The organism is Comamonas sp. lk, assembly GCF_900564145.1.
GTDB lineage: Bacteria > Pseudomonadota > Gammaproteobacteria > Burkholderiales > Burkholderiaceae_C > Comamonas.
Window position 1 is genome coordinate 2,316,910 of the sequence record NZ_UOOB01000001.1, and the last position, 20,476, is coordinate 2,337,385.

General features: G+C 61.7%; 20 protein-coding genes and 1 riboswitch. Of the genes, 8 read left to right on the forward strand and 12 right to left on the reverse strand.

The window, feature by feature from the left end:
• Positions 1-194: 194 nt before the first annotated feature.
• The 5 genes from EAO39_RS10705 to EAO39_RS10725 form a co-directional block, all read right to left on the reverse strand.
• Positions 195-914 carry a Crp/Fnr family transcriptional regulator gene (locus tag EAO39_RS10705; protein ID WP_120967373.1) on the reverse strand — a complete coding sequence of 240 codons (720 nt, stop codon included), beginning with the start codon at positions 912-914 and terminating at the stop codon, positions 195-197.
• Positions 915-1,289: 375 nt separating this feature from the next.
• The gene (locus EAO39_RS10710; RefSeq protein ID WP_120967374.1) at positions 1,290-2,231 is read right to left on the reverse strand and encodes a thiamine phosphate synthase; all 942 of its coding nucleotides are present in this window, start codon (positions 2,229-2,231) and stop codon (positions 1,290-1,292) included.
• A 2-nt stretch (positions 2,232-2,233) separates the two neighbouring features.
• On the reverse strand, positions 2,234-3,037 hold the full coding sequence (locus EAO39_RS10715; protein ID WP_120967375.1) for a thiazole synthase: 804 nt from the start codon (positions 3,035-3,037) through the stop codon (positions 2,234-2,236).
• Between the two features lie 100 nt (positions 3,038-3,137).
• Complete coding sequence (gene thiS / locus EAO39_RS10720) at positions 3,138-3,335, reverse strand: sulfur carrier protein ThiS (RefSeq protein WP_120970928.1); 198 nt, start codon at positions 3,333-3,335, stop codon at positions 3,138-3,140.
• Between the two features lie 128 nt (positions 3,336-3,463).
• The gene (locus EAO39_RS10725) at positions 3,464-4,558 is read right to left on the reverse strand and encodes an FAD-dependent oxidoreductase (protein ID WP_120967376.1); all 1,095 of its coding nucleotides are present in this window, start codon (positions 4,556-4,558) and stop codon (positions 3,464-3,466) included.
• A gap of 105 nt (positions 4,559-4,663) precedes the next feature.
• A riboswitch (TPP riboswitch) is annotated at positions 4,664-4,811 on the reverse strand.
• Positions 4,812-4,880: 69 nt separating this feature from the next.
• On the opposite strand from EAO39_RS10725, the gene thiD reads away from it, so the two are divergent.
• Entirely contained in the window at positions 4,881-5,780 is a 900-nt protein-coding gene (gene thiD, locus EAO39_RS10730; protein ID WP_120967377.1) for a bifunctional hydroxymethylpyrimidine kinase/phosphomethylpyrimidine kinase, read from the forward strand.
• Positions 5,781-5,845: 65 nt separating this feature from the next.
• Here the strand turns inward: thiD and EAO39_RS10735 are convergent, their stop codons facing one another.
• Positions 5,846-6,274 (reverse strand): SH3 domain-containing protein, encoded by a 429-nt coding sequence (locus EAO39_RS10735; protein WP_120967378.1) that lies wholly within the window; start codon positions 6,272-6,274, stop codon positions 5,846-5,848.
• 262 nt (positions 6,275-6,536) lie between these two features.
• Between EAO39_RS10735 and EAO39_RS10740 the strand changes: the two genes are divergently transcribed.
• Positions 6,537-7,178: an ankyrin repeat domain-containing protein gene (locus EAO39_RS10740; RefSeq protein ID WP_240467095.1), complete on the forward strand. Its 642-nt coding sequence runs from the start codon at positions 6,537-6,539 to the stop codon at positions 7,176-7,178.
• Between the two features lie 69 nt (positions 7,179-7,247).
• Here the strand turns inward: EAO39_RS10740 and EAO39_RS10745 are convergent, their stop codons facing one another.
• Positions 7,248-8,549 (reverse strand): cytosine permease, encoded by a 1,302-nt coding sequence (locus EAO39_RS10745; RefSeq protein WP_120967380.1) that lies wholly within the window; start codon positions 8,547-8,549, stop codon positions 7,248-7,250.
• A gap of 502 nt (positions 8,550-9,051) precedes the next feature.
• On the opposite strand from EAO39_RS10745, the gene EAO39_RS10750 reads away from it, so the two are divergent.
• From EAO39_RS10750 to EAO39_RS10760, 3 genes are read left to right on the forward strand one after another with little or no spacing between them, the layout of a single operon-like run.
• Positions 9,052-9,972: a hypothetical protein gene (locus tag EAO39_RS10750; RefSeq protein ID WP_240466956.1), complete on the forward strand. Its 921-nt coding sequence runs from the start codon at positions 9,052-9,054 to the stop codon at positions 9,970-9,972.
• A 58-nt stretch (positions 9,973-10,030) separates the two neighbouring features.
• Entirely contained in the window at positions 10,031-10,618 is a 588-nt protein-coding gene (locus EAO39_RS10755; protein ID WP_120967381.1) for a sigma-70 family RNA polymerase sigma factor, read from the forward strand.
• Positions 10,615-11,490, forward strand: coding sequence for a hypothetical protein (locus EAO39_RS10760; RefSeq protein WP_120967382.1), 876 nt, complete (start codon positions 10,615-10,617; stop codon positions 11,488-11,490). The genes EAO39_RS10755 and EAO39_RS10760 overlap by 4 nt, the downstream gene beginning before the upstream one ends.
• A gap of 167 nt (positions 11,491-11,657) precedes the next feature.
• Here EAO39_RS10760 and EAO39_RS10765 read toward each other — a convergent pair whose 3' ends face one another.
• The 5 genes from EAO39_RS10765 to EAO39_RS10785 form a co-directional block, all read right to left on the reverse strand.
• Positions 11,658-12,443: a peptidylprolyl isomerase gene (locus tag EAO39_RS10765; protein WP_120970932.1), complete on the reverse strand. Its 786-nt coding sequence runs from the start codon at positions 12,441-12,443 to the stop codon at positions 11,658-11,660.
• A gap of 98 nt (positions 12,444-12,541) precedes the next feature.
• Positions 12,542-12,820, reverse strand: a complete 279-nt coding sequence (locus tag EAO39_RS10770) for a BolA family protein (RefSeq protein WP_120967383.1) — start codon at positions 12,818-12,820, stop codon at positions 12,542-12,544.
• A complete protein-coding gene (locus EAO39_RS10775) occupies positions 12,817-13,374 on the reverse strand; it encodes a septation protein A (RefSeq protein WP_120967384.1) in 558 nt (185 codons plus the stop codon). The genes EAO39_RS10770 and EAO39_RS10775 overlap by 4 nt, the downstream gene beginning before the upstream one ends.
• A 197-nt stretch (positions 13,375-13,571) precedes the next feature.
• Positions 13,572-14,009, reverse strand: a complete 438-nt coding sequence (gene msrB, locus EAO39_RS10780) for a peptide-methionine (R)-S-oxide reductase MsrB (RefSeq protein ID WP_120967385.1) — start codon at positions 14,007-14,009, stop codon at positions 13,572-13,574.
• On the reverse strand, positions 14,006-15,544 hold the full coding sequence (locus tag EAO39_RS10785; RefSeq protein WP_120970934.1) for a protein adenylyltransferase SelO: 1,539 nt from the start codon (positions 15,542-15,544) through the stop codon (positions 14,006-14,008). Before EAO39_RS10785 ends, msrB begins: the two co-directional genes overlap by 4 nt.
• Before the next feature lie 246 nt (positions 15,545-15,790).
• Here EAO39_RS10785 and EAO39_RS10790 point away from each other — a divergent pair, with 246 nt between their 5' ends.
• The 3 genes from EAO39_RS10790 to EAO39_RS10800 all read left to right on the forward strand — a co-directional run bounded on the left by EAO39_RS10790 (position 15,791) and on the right by EAO39_RS10800 (position 20,470).
• The gene (locus EAO39_RS10790; protein ID WP_120967386.1) at positions 15,791-17,416 is read left to right on the forward strand and encodes a 3-(methylthio)propionyl-CoA ligase; all 1,626 of its coding nucleotides are present in this window, start codon (positions 15,791-15,793) and stop codon (positions 17,414-17,416) included.
• Positions 17,417-17,742: 326 nt separating this feature from the next.
• Positions 17,743-18,978: a branched-chain amino acid ABC transporter substrate-binding protein gene (locus tag EAO39_RS10795; RefSeq protein WP_120967387.1), complete on the forward strand. Its 1,236-nt coding sequence runs from the start codon at positions 17,743-17,745 to the stop codon at positions 18,976-18,978.
• A 256-nt stretch (positions 18,979-19,234) separates the two neighbouring features.
• A complete protein-coding gene (locus EAO39_RS10800; RefSeq protein ID WP_120967388.1) occupies positions 19,235-20,470 on the forward strand; it encodes a branched-chain amino acid ABC transporter substrate-binding protein in 1,236 nt (411 codons plus the stop codon).
• Positions 20,471-20,476: the final 6 nt, after the last annotated feature.

Sequence of the window (20,476 nt, forward strand, 5' to 3'; positions counted from 1 at the left end):
GGCGCCGGGAAGGCTGCTTGGAAAAAGAGGACGGCGCGGAGCTGCGATAAAGAGCAGCTGCGCCTGGCCGGTGACAGACTTGGTGCAGCGGCGGTGCCGGCTGCTCAAGTCAGAGAGAGAAAAGAGGGATGCGCCACAGATCGGTGCTGTGAGACTGCGGCGCTGCCTGCCGGACGGCAGGTGTGGTGAAGATTTCAGTTGTCCGTGTCGGCAATGCGCAGCAAGGTATCGCGATCGCGCACCACCAGACCGCCCGGCTCGATGCGAATCACTTCCTCGCGTTCCATGGATTTGAGTTCCTGGTTCACGCGCTGGCGTGAGGCGCCCAGCAGCTGTGCCAGCTCTTCCTGTGCCAGATGCAGACCGATGCGCACCTCGCTGCTGTCCGAGAGACTGGTCACGCCATAGCTGCGAGTCAGGTGCAGCAATTGCTTGGCCAGGCGTGCACGCAGCGGCAAGGTGTTGAGATCTTCCACCAGGCCGTAGAGCTGGCGTACGCGGCGAGCATTGAGGCGCAAAATGGCTTCGGAGAACTCCACATGCAGCGCCAGAATGCGCTTGAAGTCGGGCTTGGAGACGCACAGCAGCGTGGTCTCGCCATGTGCATATGCATCGTGCGTGCGCTTGTCGCCATCCAGAATTGCCACATCGCCAAACCAGATACCCGGCTCCACATAGGTCAGCGTGATCTGCTTGCCCGTGATGGAGGTGGAGCTGACCCGCACCGCGCCCTTGGCGCAGGCGATCCATTCCTCCGGCGGTTCGCCGCGTGCGCAGATGAGCGAGCCATCTTTGTATCGTTTGACGTAGGCGCATCGAAGAATGTCGTGACGCAGCGAAGGTGAGAGGGAAGAAAACCAGCGACCTGAGTTGATCGCTTCACGTTCTTCGATAGTAAGAATCGGGTCGTCCATGGCCTGTCTTATGTGTGACTGAATACCGGCCCATTGTCGCGTGTGGGACCGGCTGTGATGGGGTCGTCCGCCTCAGGGTTGTCACCTGTGCGTCCATACCTGCTGCAAGCAGGGCTTGCGTCGCTTCGGAAAATGCGTAAGCCCTGCAGTATGCGTGCTCCAAGCCAGAAAAAAGCCCGCAGATATCGCGTGCATTCATGAGCGATTCATGAGCTAGCGTGTCTGATACCGCAGGCTCAGGCCGAGAGCGCCACGGCGGTGCAGCTTATGGCATCCGCATGGCTTGCGAGCCATGGTTTGTGGTTTACACAAAAAAATAGCTGCTAGCGCTTATGGAATATGCGCCGGCAGCTATTGATTTGGGAGTTGGAAGCCTCAGGTCGTGGCTTGCATGCGCTCCATCAGATGCTGTGCCGTGGCTTCCGGGTCGGGGGCATTGACCAGCGCCCGCACCACGGCGATCGAACCCACGCCTGTGGCGCGCACGGCAGGGAACAGATCGGCCGAAATGCCGCCAATGGCCACCAGCGGGTATTGCTGCATCAGGCGCACATAGGCGGCCAGGCGCGACAGGCCTTGCGGAGCCGTGGCCATTTTCTTGAGTGTGGTGGGAAACACCGCACCCAGGGCGATATAGCTGGGTTGCACGGCGTGGGCACGCACCATTTCGGCGTAGCCGTGGGTGGAGACACCAAAGCGTGTGCCCGAGCGGCGAATGGTTTCGAGGTCGGCCTTGGCAATGATGTCCAGGTCTTCCTGGCCCACATGAATGCCGTAGGCACCTGCCTCTAGCGCGGCCTGCCAGTGGTCGTTGATGAACAGCAAGGCGCCCGTGCCCTGCACGGCTGCAACGGCGGCTTTCACTTCGCGCAGCACGGCGGCCTGGTCGTCAGACTTGAAACGCAGCTGTACCGTAGGCACTCCGGCGCGGGCCATGCGGCCCACCCATTCGGCAGTCGGCAGCACGCCATACAGGCCTAGCGCGCGGGGGCAGCTGGCATAGGCCAGGGTCGGATCGGCGCCGGACAGACCGAAGTCGCGCGAATCATCGGGCCAGTGCGTGGCGTCGAACTGGCCGCTGCGCTCGCCCTGGCGCTGCCAGGCCTGGGCCAATGTCTCAGCATCCACGGCAATAAAGCCCAGCGCGCTGCAGGCTTGCAGAGCCGCCAGGTAGGCGGGTTCCTGGCGCAGGGCGGCCGGCATGGGTTGAGGCGTCAGCTCGACCGAGTTGGCATCGTGGTGCAGTCGCGCGCCAAAGCTCTCGCTATGCCGGGCCATGATGCCTTGCGCCATGGCCTTGATTTCGGAGGCGTTCATGCTTATTCCTGATGCCAGAAGGGCGTGCCCAGCACCGGCGTGCTGGGTTGAGCGGCGGTCTGCTCGGCCATGGCGCCGGCGCGGTAGGCGGCGTGACCGGCATTGACGGCATCCGAGAACGCGCCGGCCATGGCCACGGGGTCTTCAGACAAGGCAACGGCGGTGTTGAGCAGCACGGCGTCATAGCCCCATTCCATCACCGAGCAGGCGTGGGAGGGACGGCCCAGGCCGGCATCCACAATCAGTGGCACCTTGAGGCGCTCGCGCAGCATCTGCATGGCATAGGGATTGACAGGGCCACGGCCCGTGCCAATGGGCGCGGCCCAGGGCATGACGGCCTGGCAGCCCACGTCCACCAGCTTCTGGCACAGCACCAGATCGTAGGTGGTGTAGGGCAGAACCTGGAAACCGTCCTTGATCAGGATGGAGGCTGCTTCGACCAGATTGAGCGTATCGGGCTGCAGCGTGTAGTCGTCGCCGATCAGCTCCAGCTTGATCCAGGGGGTGTCGAACACCTCGCGCGCCATCTGGGCCGTGGTCACGGCTTCCTGGATCGTCATGCAGCCGGCTGTGTTGGGCAGCACGGGCACGTTGAGTTTGCGCAGCAGCTCCCAGAAGCTGGCACCGGTTTCGGCTGCGTTGCTGCCCTGGCGGCGCAGCGAGGCGGTGACCATGGCCGGCTTGGAACGGGCCACGGCCGCTTCCAGAATCGCCGGCGAGGGGTAACGCGAAGTGCCCAGCAGTAATCGGCTTTCAAAACGCTGGCCGTACAGAACCAGGGCGTCGTCGTTGGTTTTTGTATTCATGATTTGTCTTTATCTTGGATCTGCAAGCCACTGCACAGGCATGGCCTGAGTGAGAGGCCCTGGGCAAGCGCTGCAGCGCAGCGACTCTGGCGAACTTTTTTCAACCGCCAGTGACTGGGGAGATGACTTCCATCTTGTCGCCATCATGAAGTGCCAGCGCCTCGTAGCGGGCCTTGGGCACAAAAAGGGTGTTGACGGCCACGGCAAACGGCGGTGTGGCCTGCAGTTTTTCCAGCGCATAGGCCACGGTGGCCGCTGCGGGCAGTTCATGGGGATGCTGGTTGATGGTGATTTTCATGGCGGTCATCGGAGTCAATGCATTCTTTTCTAAGGCAGGGCGCAAAGTTACGCCTTGTGGCTCAAATTCTTGTGTATGCCCAGGTTGTTTGTGCTGTGCACCAAAGTCAGGGCTGGTGTGACAGGCGTTCAGCTGCGGTGTACGGCGACCTCAAATTCGCGGGCCAGCGGTGAATCGTTGTGGTCCACCAGTTCAAGCACCACATCCAGCATGGCGGGCGAGATCATGAAGCCGTGGCGGTACAGACCGTTGACTTCCATGACACGCGGGGCCAGCAGGCGCACGGCGGGCAGATTATCGGGCAGGGTGGGGCGGCACTGGGTGGCAATCTCCACAATCCGGCCCTCGGCAAAGCCGGGGTGCACGGTGTAGGCGGCAGAGAGCAGCTCTAACGTCGAGCGCACGCTGGCGGGCGACATATCGTCCGACTCGATCTCGGTCGCACCGATCACGAACAGATGGTCCTCTTTGGGGGCGATATAGATGGGGTAGCGCGGGTGAATCAAGCGCGTGGGGCGCTGCAGCGTCACCTCTGGCGCGTGGATGCGCACCACCTCGCCGCGTATGCCGCGCAGGTCTTTCCACTGCGAGCGGGCACCCAGGCCACGGCAGTCAAAGACAAAATCGGGCTGACCGGCCGTGCCGGGCGCAAAGTCCGACAGCTCGCGCGGCGCATGCCAGTGCAGCTTCACATCCAGCTCGGTCAGGGTTGGCAGCAGAGCGGCCATCAACTGGCGATTGTCCAGCTGTCCTTCGCCGGGCAGGTACACGGCCTGGCTGAAACGGTTTTGCAGCGCAGGTTCGCAGTCTTGCAGCGCAGCGCCGGTCTTTTCTTCCATGGCCGGCAGGCTGGGGTTGATGCGGCGATTTTTCTCCAGCAGGCCAAAAAAGCGGGCTGCATCGGCCTGATCCTGGCGGTGCCAGAGGATGAGCGTGCCGTTTTGCTGAAAGAACACCGGTTGCTGCAGCCGGGCCAGCAGCTCGGGCCAGCGCTTCAAGGCATGTTGGCCCATGCGCACCACGCCGGGTTCGGTAATGGCCGACTCGGCCAGCGGCGCCAGCATGGCGGCCGCAACGCGGGCGGCAGCACCATCGCCTTCGGGGCCGTGGGCGTCGTACAGATCGATGCGGTGGCCGCGCAGAGCCAGCGCCAGGGACAGCAGCCGGCCCATGAGGCCGCCGCCCACAATGGCGACGTGTGAAGAAGCTTGAAGCAATGACATGTGCGGTTCGTATTCTTTCAATCGATACGCACATGGAGCGGGGGCAGGTGGGAATGAGGCAGTCCTGCATGGCAACCATGTGCAGGACAAAACGCGGATGTGGAACGCGCTGACTCTGAAACTCCCCACGCCAGCATGACCTGGATCGGGTGCAGGGGGCCGGTGTAGGCCCCAGGGTGTTTCTCAGTCCGCACCAAGTTTGCAAACACTTTGAATGGTTTGCAGACCGCGTGGGACACCCCTGTTTCGTCCGTGTGAGCAGATTAAAGCACAACCGGCGACATCGGGCATGGAGCACGCGCATGGGCGATAATTTTTCCCCATGACCGCGCCAAACACTGAACCTACCGTATCCACCTTCCCATCCACTGCGGCTCCTCAAGCCTCCACAGGCCGCAAGCGCTATGCGCGCGTGCTCTCCATTGCCGGTTCGGACAGTGGTGGCGGTGCCGGCATCCAGGCCGATCTGAAAACTTGCAGCGCCCTGGGCTGCTACGGCATGACGGCAATTACCGCCATCACCGTGCAAAACACGCTGGGCGTGACTGGTATTCACGGCATTCCGCTCGCTACCGTACGTGACCAGATCGATGCCGTGGTTCAGGACATTGGCGTGGATGCCGTCAAGATCGGCATGCTGGCCACGCCCGAGGTGGTGAGCGTGGTGGCCGATGCCATTCGCCGCCACCAGATCAAGAACGTGGTGCTGGACCCGGTGATGGTGGCCACCAGCGGCGACCGCCTGATCGCGCCCGAGACTGCCCAGGTGCTGGTCAGGGAGATTTTCCCGCTGGCCAGCGTCATCACACCCAATCTGGACGAGGCCGCCATGCTGCTGGGCCGGGGCATTGGCGGTATCGACGATCTGGATGCGGCGGTGGCCGATCTGCTGGCCATGGGGGCACCGGCCGTGCTGCTCAAGGGCGGCCATCTGCCCGGCGATCTGGTCATGGATGTGCTGGGCCGTCAGGGTCAGGCCGCCAGCGACTATCTGCGCCTGCAATCGCAGCGCATCGCGACCCATAACGGCCATGGCACGGGCTGCACGCTGTCTTCGGCGATTGCCTCCTTCCTGGCCCAGGGCCTGGCTCTGGAGCAGGCCGTGACCGAAGCGCGCCGCTATATTCTGGGCGCGATTGCTGCCGGCGCCGATGTCTACACCGGCCACGGCCATGGTCCGCTCAACCATGGCTATGCACCACGCGCGCAGCTGATTGTTTGAGCCTCAACGGCCTTAGCAAGCCAAAGGCCTGCAGATGCAGGCCTTGGTTTTTTAGCTCGAGGGCGTTACCAGCCCCAGACCAGATTGCCGGCCACCCAGCCGCTGGCGCCGTTGCTGCGCTGCACCTGCACCCAGCCACCCTGCTTTTTGAGGGTGCGCAGCACATCGCCTTGCTCCAGCCTGGCCACGCGGCGGTGGTTCTGGCCTGGGCCGGCCCGCAGATTGGCCGTAGGGGCCGTGACCACCATATGTGCGGCTTTGCCGGTGATGCCTTGATGGACCCAGCCCAGCGTGGCTTCGTTGTCCTTGACCCGCAGCCATGAGCCCTGGTGCTTGATGACCTGCAGCGGATAGCCTTTGCTCAGCTCCCAGCGCACGGGAGCGCGCGTACTGGGGGTGGCACGTACATTGGCAGTACTGCCTTTGATGCTCACGAATTCCTGAGCCTGGGCCGCGGCCGGCGCCAAGGTGGTGGTGAGGGCGGCCAAAGCCATGGCGCCAGCGGCTATCCAGCGAGGGGCACGGTGGTGATTGCAAAGCACGGAGCAGTGTTTCCTTTCAAGAAAGTATCAAAATGCGTTGTACCTGGCGTCAGATCAGTGGGTGTTGCTATAGTTCCTGCAGAAAGCTGACAGCTTGAAAGGAATCTTCATGCCATTGCCTTATATGCGTTCCACCCTCACTGCTGTGCTGGGCCTGTCGGTACTGCTGGCTACGGGGCTGGCGGCCAGTCAAAGCGCTACGGCATCCAAAGCCATGGCGCCACCGGTCTTGGCTGGCGATGGGCAAAACGGCAGCAACCAGGCCTTGGGTCCAGCGCTGCTGGCCGCGGCCGACAAAGGGGATGCAGCTGCGGTGCGGGATCTGCTGGCGCGTGGTGCGCCCGTGAATGCGCAAGATGCGCAGGGAAGCACGCCGCTGCTGCGGGCCACGGCGGGCAACCATATAGCAGTGGCACGCTCGCTGCTGCTGCACGGGGCCGATGTCAATCTCAAGAACCAGCAGCAAGACAGCGCCTATATGCTGGCCGGTGCCCAGGGGCGGCTGGAGATTGTGCGCATGGCTCTCTCCTACGGGGCTGATCTCAAAAGCCTGAACCGCTATGGCGGCACGGCGCTGATTCCAGCCTGCGAACGCGGCCATGTGGAAACCGCCCAGGCCTTGATCGCAGCCGGTGTGAACGTGGATCACGTCAACCGTCTGGGCTGGACCTGCCTGATGGAAGCCGTGGTGCTGGCCGATGGCGGGCCCGCCCATCAGGCCATCATCAGCTCGCTGATTGCCGCCGGGGCCGATCTGAATCTGCCGGACAAGGAGGGCGTGACGGCCTTGGCCCACGCGCGCCAGCGCGGCCAGCGCGAGGTGGTGCAACTGCTGCAGGCGGCAGGTGCGAAGTGATTTTGAGGTGAAACAAGCTTGCAGCGCTTGATGCGTAAGCGCTGAAAGCTCTTTAATTGATAGTGAAACCTATGCGCGAGCGGCTTGCACCTGAGCCGTCTGCCGCTGGCGGGTGAGCGCCGCCAGCACAAAGGTGATGATCAGTGTGGGTAGGGCCGAGCCCATGGCCTGGCTCAGATAGGGCATCAGGTGGTAGCAGGCAATACCCAGCAGCCAGAGGGTGACGGCGTCCCAGCGCACAGGCGGAGCCTTGTGCATCAGCTCCTGGGCGTTGGCGCCAAAGGACAGGCGGCCCAGCACCACGCCAAACAGCGGCACAAAGCAGGAACTCAGGATCAGCAGAAAAGGCTCCAGGCTGTGCATGGGCAGCACCAGGGCCAGCAGCGTGCAGACCGTGGCAATCAGCAGGCCCCAGCGGCGAATGCTCCAGCGGGGCAGCACGCTATGGGCCGACATGGAGGCCGAATAAGCATCGCCATAAGCGTTGTCCACCTCGTCGATCAGCACCAGCGACAGGGCAATCAGCCCGCCTTGTGCCAGCAGCAGGGCGGTCACCAGATCCTGGCTGGGCAAGGTCAGCGCCACCAACACGCCCAGCGAATAGCACCAGATATTGGCCAGGGCAAAGCCCGTCCAGGTGCCGGTCAGCGCGGATTTTCCGTTCTTGCCATGGCGTGCATAGTCGGCCACCAGCGGCAGCCAGCTGATGGGCATGGCAATCACCAGATCCACGGCCGAGAGCATGCCCATGCTGCCGTCGCCAGCGCGGTTCCACAGCGGGGCAAAGCCTTGGGTCTGTGCCATGCCCACAAACTGCCAGCTCAGCCACAGCAGAGACAAAATCACCAGCGGCAGGGCCACGCGCGAGATGATGCGGCGCACCAGTTGCACCATGGAGCCGCTCATGAGCAGCAAGATCACACCGCCCCATAGCAGCGTGACCACCCAAGGCCAGTAGCTGGCCGCCATGCCCCCGCTCTGGCGGCCCAGGGCCAGCGTGGCATCGCGCATTATCACCAGCTCGAACGTGCCCCAGCCCAGCAGCTGCACGATGTTCAGCACAATGGGCAACTGCGCAAAGCGGCGGCCGTAGACGCTGTGCATCAGCCCGGCACTGGCCAGACCGCTGTCGCAGCCCAGTTTGGCCACCCAGCCCAGCAGGCCCGCGCCCACGCAGGAGCCCAGGACGATGGCACCCAGCGCTTGTGCGGGGCTGAGTGCGGGCAGCAGATAGGCGCCCATCTGCATGACCAAAAGGCCTACGCCCAGACTGAACCACAGCGAGGCGTGGTCGCGCCACAGGAACACGCGCTGGTGTTCGGCCACGGGCGCCAGGGCCTCGTTGCCAGGGGTGGAAGTAGATGAATTCATGAATGCTCCGCCAGTAAAACGAAGCAGGGGCCGTGGCCGGTGCAGGCGCGTGGCGCTCTTGCATGGCAAGTGCCTGGCCTTGGATACCGTGAACAGCTTCCCTGCGCGAGGATGATCTCGGGCAGGCTTGGGTCTTGAAGACCCTGCCTGCGCAGTCAGGTTCAAAGGGACTCTCTCAGCCCCGGCGCTGATGCCACCGGGACACCCCTAGCGTGTGTGCTGCAGACCCGTGGATCTGCAGCAACGCAGGCAATTTTGCCAGAGTTGCTGCGCAGGCTCTGTGTCCTGCCATGGGCTGCCAGGGCGAGACTGCCGTGCATAAAGAGTGGCAATGAGGTTGGTGGTGAGTTGGGGTGGGGCGAGAAGAAGCGAGAAGGGCGGCCATGTCGGCAAACGCTGCAGTTGCAAATGCTTGCAATTGCAGAGGTCTGGATTTAACCCCGTTGCGGCGGCTGGTGCGTTTGAGCAGATGTCATGGACATCAACCCAGGAGCCAACCACCATGCAGACCTCTTCGATGCGCTTCAGTCTTTCGCCTTTGCCACTCTCGCGCGCCAGCTTGTTGCGCGCCGCCTGCGCCGCTGCGGCCATGGCGGCGTTCGGGACCGCAGGCACAAGCCATGCCCAGACCCGCTCGCTGGCCGACATCAGCATTGTGGAACGCGCCAGCGGCCGTGTGCTGCCCGTGTATCGCCAAGGTGGCGAGCTATGGGTTGCGGGTCGCCCGGGTGCCAACTACGCCGTGCGCGTGCGCAACCGCACGGGCGGTCGCGTGCTGGGCGTGATCAGCGTCGATGGCGTCAATGTGCTCACCGGCAAGACGGCAGTCTCCCGCGCTCAGGACGGCTATGTGTTCGACGCTGGCGAGCAGGCCGACATCCTGGGCTGGCGCAAGAGCCAGGATCAGGTCGCCGCATTTTATTTTTCGCAAAGCGATATGTCTTACGCCAGCCGCACAGGTCGCCCCGGCGACGTGGGAGTGATAGGCGTGGCACTGTTCAGCGAGAAACCACCCGAAATCGTTTATGAAAATCCTCGCCGCAGCTCGCGTCAGGCCGAGGACAGCCAGCAATCCTCTGCGGCGGCAGAAGCGCCTATGGCCGCTGATGCCGCTGCTCCCGAAGCCTCGGCCAGCGGCTCGGCCCGCAGCTCAGCGGCCGAAAAACGTGCTCCCCGTGCTGCAGCTCCCGCTCCTTCGCTGGGCACGGGTCATGGAGCGGTGGAGAACTCTTATGCGGGCAGCACCGAGTTTGAAAGTGCCTACAGCCGGCCCGAACAGCTGGTGCGCATACGCTACGACAGCTATGCCAATCTGGTGGCCAAGGGCGTGATTCCCCAGCCTCGGCCTCAGCCCGTGTTGCCCCGCACGCCGCGCGCTTTTCCCGGCGATGACGCTTATGTGCCCGATCCTCCCCGCTATTGACGGAGCCTGCCCGGCATGAGGGTGGGGTTGGGGGCGGCGGTATTTGCATAATCGCGGCATGGCCGAATTGCCGCCCCCCCAATCAACGATTGCCGACGAGGAACTGATGCGCGCCTATGCCGCTGGCGAGGCAGCGGCATTTGTGCCCCTGTACCGCAGACACAGTCTGCGGCTATGGCGCTATTTTTATCGCAACACCGGCGATGCGGCGCTGGCCGAGGATTTGAGTCAGGACTTGTGGTTCGCGCTTGTGGATTGCGCTGGAAGCTATGAAGTTCGTAGCAAATTCACCACCTGGCTCTTCACCATGGCCCATCACAAGCTGGTGGACCATTGGCGCCGGAAAAAGCCGGGTCTGAGTCTGTCGGCCGATAGCGAGGAGTCCCAGCGCTTGGCCGAGAGCCTGTTTGCCGCTTCGGGCTTTGAGCCGGATCACCGTCTGAGTCGCCAGCTCATGGCCCAGGCCTTGCTCGATGCGCTGGCAAGCCTGCCAGCCGAGCAGCGCGAGTGCTTCTTGCTGCAGGTGGAGGCCGATATGTCGCTGGCCGAGATCGCCAGCGCCACGGGCGTGAGCGAAGAAACGGCCAAGAGCCGCTTGCGCTATGCGCGCGCCAAATTGCGCAAGGCGCTGGAGGAACTGGCATGAGCCCGAAAACCGAGAATTCGTCAACCGGCCCCCGGCACGATGCGCTGCGCGATATCTATCTGGATGCCGTGCAGGGCGATGTCGGCCCCAGTGCACAAAGCAGCGAGCGCATTCTGGCCCATGCCAGGGCTGGGGCAGGGCGGGCCGGCAGCCGTGGCGAGCAAGGCGCCAGTACCGCCTCTCAAACCTCGGTCAAAGCTGCCGCCAACGATAGGTTCTGGCTGCGCCAGGCGGTGGCGAGCGTGGCCGCCATAGGCCTGGTCGGCTGGCTGGTGTTGCAGCATATGGCGGGCTGGGATGACGGAGGCAAGCGGGAAGCTGACGGATTTGGCTCGGGTACGGCTGTGCATGAGCCGGCCAGGGCAGCAACTGAAGAGTCCACCAATCCGGCGGCCGGAGCGGCTTTGAGTGCGGAAAATGCTCCACCGGCAGCAGCGCCCCGAGCAGATGCCGCGCGTAGCCGCATGACCGCTCCCATGCCTGCATCGCCGGAGCCTTCTTCGGCACCGCCGCTGGCCCAGTCGGCCGGTCAGCTCGCCGACCAATCCGCAACCAGCGTGGTGCGACCCGAGGCTAAAGAAACCAGGAGCGCTAAGCAGTCGCGGCAAGAGGCGCAACTGCCTTTGTGCCCTGAAGAGCAAGCACCGCCTGCCGCTGTACAGGCTGAGAAAGTGACGCCATCGGCCGCCGCTGCCTTGGCAGATATGGCGGCCAAAGTACCTGCTCAAACACCCGCAGTTTCCAAGGGCAATTCCGGGTCAGAATCCTCCGCCCCTGCATGCCGGCCGCGTCTGCCGGCGGTCAAAACCCCGACCAGGGAGCCAGGGAAATCAAACGAGGCTGAAGCGGACGAGCCCGAGTCAGGGCCTTGAGGCGGCGACAGCGCTGATAAAAGCAGGAGCATCCAACGCAAGCCCTGTTTGCATTTGTTCACAAAATCAGGGGTGAAACAGGGTGCAGGCAGGCAAAAAAAAGCCCGCGCGAGGCGGGCTGTGGTGATGGTCTGACCAGTGCTTTTCAGCGCTGATGTGAATCCATGTTACTGGATTTTTGCCTTTTTGCGCAGATCGTCCTGGAATTGCTGCAGCTTTTGCTGTTGCAGCTGCTGGCTGATCTGTGGCTTGACGTCTTCAAACTTGGGCAGCTCGGCCTGACGTTCGTCATCGAGGCGGATGATGTGCCAGCCAAATTGGCTCTTGACGGGCGCTGGAGTCATTTCACCCTTTTTCAGCTTGACCAGGGCTTCGGTGAACTCGGGCACGTAGTTGTTGGGGTTGGCCCAGTCCAGATCGCCGCCGCGAGCACCCGATCCGGGGTCCTTGGATTCTTTCTTGGCGATGTCTTCAAACTTCTTGCCGGCCTTGACTTCGGCAATGATGGCCTTGGCGCGGTCTTCGGACTCCACCAGGATGTGGCTGGCCTTGAGTTCCTTGCCGCTGTTGGCAGCCACGAACTTGTCGTACTCGGCCTTGGCTTCGGCGTCGGTCACGGCATTGTTTTTCTGGAAGTCTTCAAACAGGGCGCGGATCAGTATCGTCTGGCGGGCCATTTCCATTTGCTGCTTGTAGGCATCCGAAGCCGCCAGACCGCGGCGGTTGGCTTCCTGCATGAAGATTTCGCGGGCGATGACTTCGTCCTTGATCATCTTGTCCATTTCGGGCGTCACGGGCTGGCCGCTGGCTTCGATCTGGGCCTTCAAGGCGCTCACGCGGGCCACGGGCACCGCCTTGCCGTTGACGATGGCCACGTTCTGGGCCGAAGCGGACAGGGCGGCAGCGCCCAGAACAGCGGCGGCCACGATGCGGGCCAATTTCTTTTGATTCATGCTCATTCGAATCTTGATTGAGAAAAGTGAATAAAGTTTCTTCCAATACGCAACAGGCTCCGTGAAACGGAGCCTGCGGTCATAACGGTAGTACGTTCTCAGAGAACTTCAATGGCGATGGCATGAACACCCTGGTCAATGAAGTCTTGCAGTGCATCATACACAAGGCGATGGCGTGCAACGCGGCTTTTGCCATCAAACGCAGCCGCTGCAATGCGCACGCGAAAATGCGTGCCCACGCCGCTGTCGTTGGCGCCGGCATGGCCTGCGTGCTGGTAGCTTTCATCGATCACTTCCAGTTGCGTGGGCGACAGACGCTGCTGCAGTGCGGCGGCCATGTTCTGGGCGGTGATGTCGGGCAGGGGTGGTGCGCTCATGGTTGCTTGTCCTTGGTGTCGGCCGATTCCTGGGGCAGGTAGCGGCTCATGTAAATGGCCTGGGCAATCACAAACACCAGCATCAGTCCCATGCCGCCAAACAGCTTGAAGTTGACCCAGGTATCGGTATCGAAGTTGTAGGCAATCCAGATATTGAGCGTGCCCATGGCGGCAAAAAACGCCGACCAGGCCCAGTTGAGCTTGAGCCAGATGGCATCGGGCAGTTGGAGCTGCGCACCCATGACGGAGCGCAGCAGGTTCTTCCTGAACACCAGTTGGCCGATCAGCAGTGCGCCGCCCATGAGCCAGTACAGCACCGTGGGCTTCCATTTGATGAAGTTGTCGTCGTGGGCCAGCAAGGTGGCACCGCCAAACAGCACGATGACGCCCAGGCTCACCCATTGCATGGGTTCGACCTTGCCGTTCTTGAAGCGCAGATAGGCAATCTGCGCCACGGTGGCGACGATGGCAACGGCTGTGGCGGTGTAAATGCCCCAGACCTTGAAAGCCACGAAAAACAGGATGATGGGGAAAAAGTCGAGCAGCAGCTTCATGCGCGAAAGTTTAAGTAGTTCTGCGGGGCGAGCGGGCCGCTAGGGCACCGGAGGTATCGCTTCAATCTTGCATCATGCACCAAGGCAGCGATCCGTACGGCTTCAAAGCCTTGTGCAACGGACGGGAACTGCTATCAAAGCTGATGCAGCTGTCAAGGTGTCGGCTCAGAAGAGAGTCCGCTGAAAGCGCTGATGGATCAAGCGCTTTCAGCTCCATTTTTTTTAGTCTCGGGGTTCTGAAAATCCAGCGAGGCGGAGTTCATGCAGTAGCGCAGGCCGGTGTCGGTAGGGCCGTCGGGAAAGACATGGCCCAGGTGTGCGCCGCAGCCGCTGCACACGGTCTCGGTACGCACCATGCCGTGGGTACGGTCCACGATGTTGGTGATGGCGCCGGGCAGCGCCTGGTCAAAGCTGGGCCAGCCGCAGCCCGCGTCAAACTTGGTGTGCGAGTCAAACAGCTTGGCACCGCAGCAAACGCAGTGGTAGCTGCCGTCAGCCCAGAACTGCTCGTACTTGCCGGTGAAGGGGCGCTCGGTGGCCGCGTGGCGGGTGACCTGGAAGGCCGCAGGCTCGGCCCCCTTGTCCCGCAACAGGTCTTGCCACTCTTGATCGGATTTCTGTACAGGAAAGCTCATGAGGAACAGCTGATTTCAATGGAGGAAGCCCAGTCGGGCGGGAAGCCAGCCCAGTCTGCATGATCGGGATGGGGCGCATAAGGCGATTGGAGCACGACCAGCATTTGCTGCACAGGGGAAAAATCACCGCCTTGGGCGGCGCGGATCACGGTCTCGCCCAGGTGGTTGCGCAGCACAAAGCGTGGATTGGATTTTTGCATCAAATCGGCCGCTTGCGCTTTATCTGTCTTCGTCAGGTGCTCTGAATACAAGAGCGACCAGGCGTCGAAGCCGGCGCGATCCAGAATGATGTCGCGCAAAGGTTCGAAGTTCGGTTCGAAGTCCAAAGCACTGCCAGAAGCAGCCTGCTGCACGGCCTCGGTCAGGCGGCTAAAAAAGATGGTGTAGTCCACCCGGTTGTCGGCCAGCAGCTGCAGCAGGGGGTTGACCAGCAGGGCAAACCTGCCTTCGGCCGCCGGCGTGCCCGCTTCATCTTCGGGTAGGCCCAGCTTGCGCAGCATTTGCGTGGCGTAGGCGGCGGGAAAGACGCTTTTGTACGACTCCAGCGCTGCAATCGTCAGCTCTTCATCGCCGATCAGCGGCAGCAAGGCCTGGCCCAGGCAGTACAGATTCCAGTAAGCCACCTGCGGCTGGCGATTGAAGGCGTAGCGGCCCTGGTTATCGCTGTGGTTGCAGATATGGCCGGGGTCAAAGGCATCGAGGAATTGGAAGGGGCCATAGTCAATCGTCAGGCCCAGAACACTCATATTGTCGGTGTTCATCACCCCATGGCAAAAGCCCACGGCCTGCCACTGGGCCAGCAGGCGCGCGGTGCGCTCGCTCACGGCCTGCAGAAAATTGGCATAGGCATTGCCCGCCAGCGTGGTGGCTGTGCGGCATTCGGGGTAATGACGGTCGATCACCAGATCGGCCAAGGCCTTGAGTTCGGCCTGCATGTCGCGGGCGGCAAAGTGCTCGAAGTGGCCAAAGCGCACAAAGCTCGCGGCCACGCGGGTGACGACGGCGGCGCTCTCCATGGTCTCGCGGGCAATCGGCTGGGGCGAACCTATCAGCGCCAGCGCACGCGTGGTGGGAATGCCCAGGGCAGCCATGGCTTCGCTGCAGAGAAATTCCCGAATCGAGGAACGCAGCACGGCCCGGCCGTCACCCATGCGCGAGTAAGGCGTGCGGCCTGCGCCCTTGAGCTGGACTTCAACGCCGGCTTCGGTTTCGCCCAGCAAGATGGCGCGACCGTCGCCCAACTGCCCGGCCCACACGCCAAACTGGTGGCCGCTGTACACGCTGGCCAGGGGGCGGCTGCCTTGTGCCACGGCGTTGCCCGCCAGCACCTGCAGCGCTTCGTCGCTGGTCAGCCATTGGGGCGACAGCTGCATCCACTCGGCCGTGCTGGCGCTGGTGGCTATCCAGTGCGGGCTGGGCAGAGGGGTGGGTTGCAGATAGGTGAAAAATGCGCTGCCAAGCGCTTCAAAACGGCCGGACAGAGAATCTGGCTGCGACCATTGCGGAGCGAAGGACGGGGTGGAACGGGGCTGCATGCTCATGGCTGGATTGTCGCGCGCCGGGCTCAGCCTCATGGTCTGCAATGGCATGCCGTGAGGTGCTTGAGCTGTCCTGGTGTTTCCACGGGGGTCCCGTTGTACGGGCTGAGGAATTTCAGAGGGAGTCGTCTCTTGCAAGGTCGCCCGGGGCGCACATTGGTGACAGTCCGCAGATGCAGCTGGCAGCGCCCACGGTAGGATGTGCCGCTGCCAATAATTCAACGATTTCTTGGAGACATGCCAATGTTGGGTCTGATGCAAAGCCAGCCGCTGCTGATTTCGTCCCTGATCGAGTTTGCCGCGCGCAACCATGGAGACGGCGAAATCGTCTCCCGGCGTGTGGAGGGCGATATTCATCGCTATACCTACAAGGATCTGGCCGGGCGTGCCCGCCAGCTGGCCAATACGCTGGACGGCATGGGCCTGGCCCAGGGCGAACGCGTGGCCAGCCTGGCCTGGAACGGCTACCGCCATATGGAGATGTATTTTGGCGTCAGCGGTTCGGGCCGGGTGCTGCACACCATCAACCCGCGTCTGCACCCCGAGCAGATTGCCTGGATCGTCAACCATGCCGAAGACAAGGCCCTGTGCTTTGACCTGAGCTTTCTGCCCCTGATTCAGGCCGTGCATGCCAAGTGCCCTCAGGTCAGGCAATGGGTGGCGCTGTGCGATGCCGACAAGCTGCCGGCCGATAGCGGCATTCCGGGTCTGATCAGCTACGAGGCATGGATTGGCGGCCAAAGCGATCAATACAACTGGCCGTTGCTTGACGAGAACACGGCTTGCAGCATGTGCTACACCAGCGGCACCACGGGCAATCCCAAGGCTGCGCTGTACAGCCACCGCTCCAGTACCTTGCATGCCTATGCGGCGGCGCTGCCCGATGTGATGAATCTCTCGGCCCGCGATTCCGTGCTGCCCGTGGTGCCCATGTTCCACGTCAACGCCTGGGGCATTCCCTATTCGGCCGCGCTTACGGGCTGCAAGCTGGTGTTTCCTGGCCTGGCGCTCGACGGCAAATCGGTGTACGAGCTGATAGAAGCCGAAGGCGTGACTTTTGCCGCCGGCGTGCCCACGGTATGGCAGATGCTGCTGAGCCATATGAAGCCGGGCGGCCTGCGTTTTTCCAAGCTCAACCGCACGGTGATTGGGGGTTCGGCCTGCCCTCCGGCCATGATTTCGGCATTTCAGGATGACTATGGCGTCAGCGTGCTGCATGCCTGGGGCATGACGGAAATGAGCCCGCTGGGCACGCTGTGCACCTTGAAGAACAAGCATCTGAGCCTGCCCAAGGATGAGCAGATGAAGATTTTGCAAAAGCAGGGGCGTGCGATCTATGGCGTGGAGATGAAGATCGTCAACGACGAAGGCAAGGAGCAGCCCTGGGACGGCAAGGCCTATGGCGATTTGCTGGTGCGAGGGCCCTGGATCATCGACAGCTACTACAAGGGCGAAGGCAATCCCCTGGTCGATGGCTGGTTTCCCACGGGCGATGTGGCCACGATTGATGCCGATGGCTTCATGCAGATCACGGACCGCAGCAAGGATGTGGTCAAGTCCGGTGGCGAGTGGATCAGCTCCATCGACATAGAGAATATTGCCATGGCCCATCCGGCGGTGGCCATGGCGGCCTGCATAGGCGTGCCCCACCCCAAGTGGGACGAGCGCCCGATTGTGGCCGTGGCCAAAAAGCCGGGGGCTGAAGTGAGCCGCGAAGAACTGCTCAAATTCTTCGAGGGCAAGACGGCCAAATGGCAGATCCCCGACGATGTGGTGTTTGTGGATGCGATTCCCTTAGGAGCCACGGGCAAGATGCTCAAGACCAAGTTGCGCGAACAGCTCAAGGATTACAAGCTGCCCACGGCCTGATCCAGAGCGGCTTGACGATGCGGCCATCACCTTGCGGTGGTGGCCGTTTGTTTTTTGCGCTGCGCGCAGATGTTTGGCTCGCGTTGAACTGCCCTGATCGCTCGTTGTCGTTGCGTGGGCTCAGTGCATGGCAATGCGTTTGTTTTTAAATGAAACAGGGCTGAAATGAATATCCAATAAGCACATGCAGCTTCTTTTTTGATAGCTTTGCATTTTCTGTTTGTGAAGTCGCCAAGGTGATTGCCGCTAGGGCATTCACCGATCGGTGAATCCGGGATTGGCCTTTAGTCTGGGCCTCGCTCGAAAACCACCAACGGAGGCGCTTCATGAAGTTTGCAATCAAGGCTGTGGCGGCATCGGTGATCCTGGCGTGTGCCGGATCGGCCATGGCCCAAAAGGGTGAGACCATCAAAGTGGCCTGGCTGGACCCGCTGTCCGGTCTGATGGCCGCGCTGGGTTCCAACCAGCTCAAAAGCTTGCAGTACGCCGCTGAGGAAATCAACAAAAACAGTGCTTCGGGCGTGAAGTTCGAGATCATCGGCATAGACAACAAGCTCAGCCCCCAGGAAACCACGGCGGCTCTGCGCTCGGCCATGGACCAGGGCGCCCGCTATGTGTTCCAGGGCAATGGCTCCGGCCCGGCGCTGGCCATCATGGATGCGCTGGAAAAGCACAACGCCCGCAACAAGGGCAAGGAAGTGGTCTACCTAAATTACGCGGCGGTGGACCCCGACCTCACCAACAGCAAGTGCAGCTACTGGCATTTCCGCCTGGATGCCGACACCTCCATGAAGATGGAAGCGCTGACCACGTACATGAAGGACATGCCCGAGATCAAAAAGGTCTACCTGATCAACCAGAACTACGCGCACGGTCAGCAGGTGTCCAAGTACGCCAAGGACATGCTCAAGAAAAAGCGCCCCGATGTGGAAATCGTGGGCGATGACTTCTCGCCCCTGGCCCAGGTACGTGACTTTGCACCCTATGTCGCCAAGATCAAGCAGTCGGGGGCCGACACGGTGATCACCGGCAACTGGGGCTCGGACCTGGCCCTGCTCATCAAGGCCGCCAACGATGCAGGCCTGAACAACGTCAAGTTCTACACCTACTACGCCATTGCCACGGGCGCGCCCACGGCCATGGGCGCGGCGGCAGCGGGCAAGGTCTATATGGTCGGCTACGGCCACCTGAACATGCCCGGAGTGATGGACAAGATCGTCAAGGGCTTCAAGGCCAAGGTCAACGAGGACATGTATACCGGCACCGTCTATACCGGGCTGAACATGCTCGATCAGGCTTTCGCCAAGGCCAAGAGCACCGATCCGGTGAAGGTGGCCGCAACCATGGAAGGCATGAAGTTCCAGAACTACAACGGCGACGTGGAAATGCGCAAGAGCGACCACCAGCTGCAGCAAGGCCTGTACATCTCCCGCTGGGAGAAAGCCGGCGGCAAATACCCCACGGATTCGGAGAACACGGGCTATACCTTTGTCCCTGTGAAGTACTTCGAGCCCTATGTGGCCAGCACGCCCACCAGCTGCCAGATGAAGCGCCCCTCCTGAGGGCGGACGGCATCGTTTTCTCTTTGGGGGCGCAGGCCCCCTTTTTTGTGCCCGGTGCTTTGCGTATTTGTGTTTAAACCTGGAACTTTTGCCGGCAAGTGCGATGAAGTTGTGTGCTTGTGTCGCCTAAGTGTCCGGTGACTGCTTTCTAGTCACTTGCGCGATAGTTTCTAAGGCATACCCCAGCGGCGAATTGTCGGCTTGACGTTAGATTGAAGTCAGTGCCAAGACCAAAGCCTTTGAAAGGGGACAAGTGATGAATTTGATGATGCGTACGCTCGCCGTAGCCACCATGACCGTCTGTGCCGGCAGCGCCTGGGCTCAGAAAGGCGAGGTGGTGAAGATCGGCTGGATTGACCCGCTCTCGGGTCTGATGGCCGCGGTAGGTACGAATCAGCTCAAGACCTTTCAATTGCTGGCCGAGGATTTCAATCGCAAGAACAGCTCTGGCGTGAAGTTTGAAATCATTGCACTCGACAACAAGCTCAGCCCGCAGGAAACCACGGCCGCGCTGCGCTCGGCCATGGATCAGGGCGCGCGCTATGTGGCGCAGGGTAACGGCTCGGGCCCGGCGCTAGCCATCATGGATGCGCTGGAAAAGCACAACAACCGCAACAAGGGCAAGGAAATGCTTTTCATGAATTACGCGGCGGTGGATCCGGACCTGACCAACAGCAAGTGCAGCTACTGGCACTTCCGCTTGGATGCCGATACCTCCATGAAGATGGAAGCACTGACCACCTTCATGAAGGACGAGGCCGATGTCAAAAAGGTCTATCTGATCAACCAGAACTACGGTCACGGCCAGCAGGTCTCCAAGTACGCCAAGGACCTGCTCAAGAAAAAACGCCCCGATGTACAAATCGTGGGCGATGACTTCTCGCCGCTGGCCCAGGTGCGCGACTTCGCACCCTATATCGCCAAGATCAAGCAATCCGGCGCCGACACGGTGATCACCGGCAACTGGGGCTCGGATCTGTCCCTGCTGCTCAAGGCCGCCAACGATGCGGGCCTGAACAACGTCAAGTTCTATACCTATTACGCTTTTGGTGCCGGTGCTCCCACGGCCATGGGGGCAGCGTCCGATGGCAAGGTCTACGTGGTGGGTTACGGCCACTACAACATGGGTGCGCCGATTCAGGCCTCCATGAATGAATTCAAGAAAAAGTTCAACGACGACCTGACGCAAAGCTCCATCTACCACGTGTTTGCCTTGCTCGATGCGGCTTTTGTGAAGACCGGCTCCACCGATCCCGTCAAGGTGGCGGCCGCGCTGGAAGGCATGAAGCTCAAGAGCTTCAACGGCGAGGTGGAAATGCGCAAGTCCGACCATCAGCTGCAGCAGGGCCTGTACATCAACAAGTGGCAGAAGGCGGGCGGCAAATTCCCGTATGACGCCGAGAACACCGGCTATACCTTCGCGCCGGTGAAGTACTACGAGCCCTATGTGGCCAGCACCCCGACCAGCTGCCAGATGAAGCGCCCGTCCTGATGGCTT

What these genes read in the sequence shown, in the direction of transcription:
- EAO39_RS10705 (WP_120967373.1), bottom strand. Translation starts at nt 914, where the DNA reads ATGGACGACCCGATTCTTACTATCGAAGAACGTGAAGCGATCAACTCA.
- EAO39_RS10710 (WP_120967374.1), bottom strand. Translation starts at nt 2,231, where the DNA reads ATGAACGCCTCCGAAATCAAGGCCATGGCGCAAGGCATCATGGCCCGG.
- EAO39_RS10715 (WP_120967375.1), bottom strand. Translation starts at nt 3,037, where the DNA reads ATGAATACAAAAACCAACGACGACGCCCTGGTTCTGTACGGCCAGCGT.
- thiS (WP_120970928.1), bottom strand. Translation starts at nt 3,335, where the DNA reads ATGAAAATCACCATCAACCAGCATCCCCATGAACTGCCCGCAGCGGCC.
- EAO39_RS10725 (WP_120967376.1), bottom strand. Translation starts at nt 4,558, where the DNA reads ATGTCATTGCTTCAAGCTTCTTCACACGTCGCCATTGTGGGCGGCGGC.
- thiD (WP_120967377.1), top strand. Translation starts at nt 4,881, where the DNA reads ATGACCGCGCCAAACACTGAACCTACCGTATCCACCTTCCCATCCACT.
- EAO39_RS10735 (WP_120967378.1), bottom strand. Translation starts at nt 6,274, where the DNA reads ATGGCTTTGGCCGCCCTCACCACCACCTTGGCGCCGGCCGCGGCCCAG.
- EAO39_RS10740 (WP_240467095.1), top strand. Translation starts at nt 6,537, where the DNA reads ATGGCGCCACCGGTCTTGGCTGGCGATGGGCAAAACGGCAGCAACCAG.
- EAO39_RS10745 (WP_120967380.1), bottom strand. Translation starts at nt 8,549, where the DNA reads ATGAATTCATCTACTTCCACCCCTGGCAACGAGGCCCTGGCGCCCGTG.
- EAO39_RS10750 (WP_240466956.1), top strand. Translation starts at nt 9,052, where the DNA reads ATGCAGACCTCTTCGATGCGCTTCAGTCTTTCGCCTTTGCCACTCTCG.
- EAO39_RS10755 (WP_120967381.1), top strand. Translation starts at nt 10,031, where the DNA reads ATGGCCGAATTGCCGCCCCCCCAATCAACGATTGCCGACGAGGAACTG.
- EAO39_RS10760 (WP_120967382.1), top strand. Translation starts at nt 10,615, where the DNA reads ATGAGCCCGAAAACCGAGAATTCGTCAACCGGCCCCCGGCACGATGCG.
- EAO39_RS10765 (WP_120970932.1), bottom strand. Translation starts at nt 12,443, where the DNA reads ATGAATCAAAAGAAATTGGCCCGCATCGTGGCCGCCGCTGTTCTGGGC.
- EAO39_RS10770 (WP_120967383.1), bottom strand. Translation starts at nt 12,820, where the DNA reads ATGAGCGCACCACCCCTGCCCGACATCACCGCCCAGAACATGGCCGCC.
- EAO39_RS10775 (WP_120967384.1), bottom strand. Translation starts at nt 13,374, where the DNA reads ATGAAGCTGCTGCTCGACTTTTTCCCCATCATCCTGTTTTTCGTGGCT.
- msrB (WP_120967385.1), bottom strand. Translation starts at nt 14,009, where the DNA reads ATGAGCTTTCCTGTACAGAAATCCGATCAAGAGTGGCAAGACCTGTTG.
- EAO39_RS10785 (WP_120970934.1), bottom strand. Translation starts at nt 15,544, where the DNA reads ATGCAGCCCCGTTCCACCCCGTCCTTCGCTCCGCAATGGTCGCAGCCA.
- EAO39_RS10790 (WP_120967386.1), top strand. Translation starts at nt 15,791, where the DNA reads ATGTTGGGTCTGATGCAAAGCCAGCCGCTGCTGATTTCGTCCCTGATC.
- EAO39_RS10795 (WP_120967387.1), top strand. Translation starts at nt 17,743, where the DNA reads ATGAAGTTTGCAATCAAGGCTGTGGCGGCATCGGTGATCCTGGCGTGT.
- EAO39_RS10800 (WP_120967388.1), top strand. Translation starts at nt 19,235, where the DNA reads ATGAATTTGATGATGCGTACGCTCGCCGTAGCCACCATGACCGTCTGT.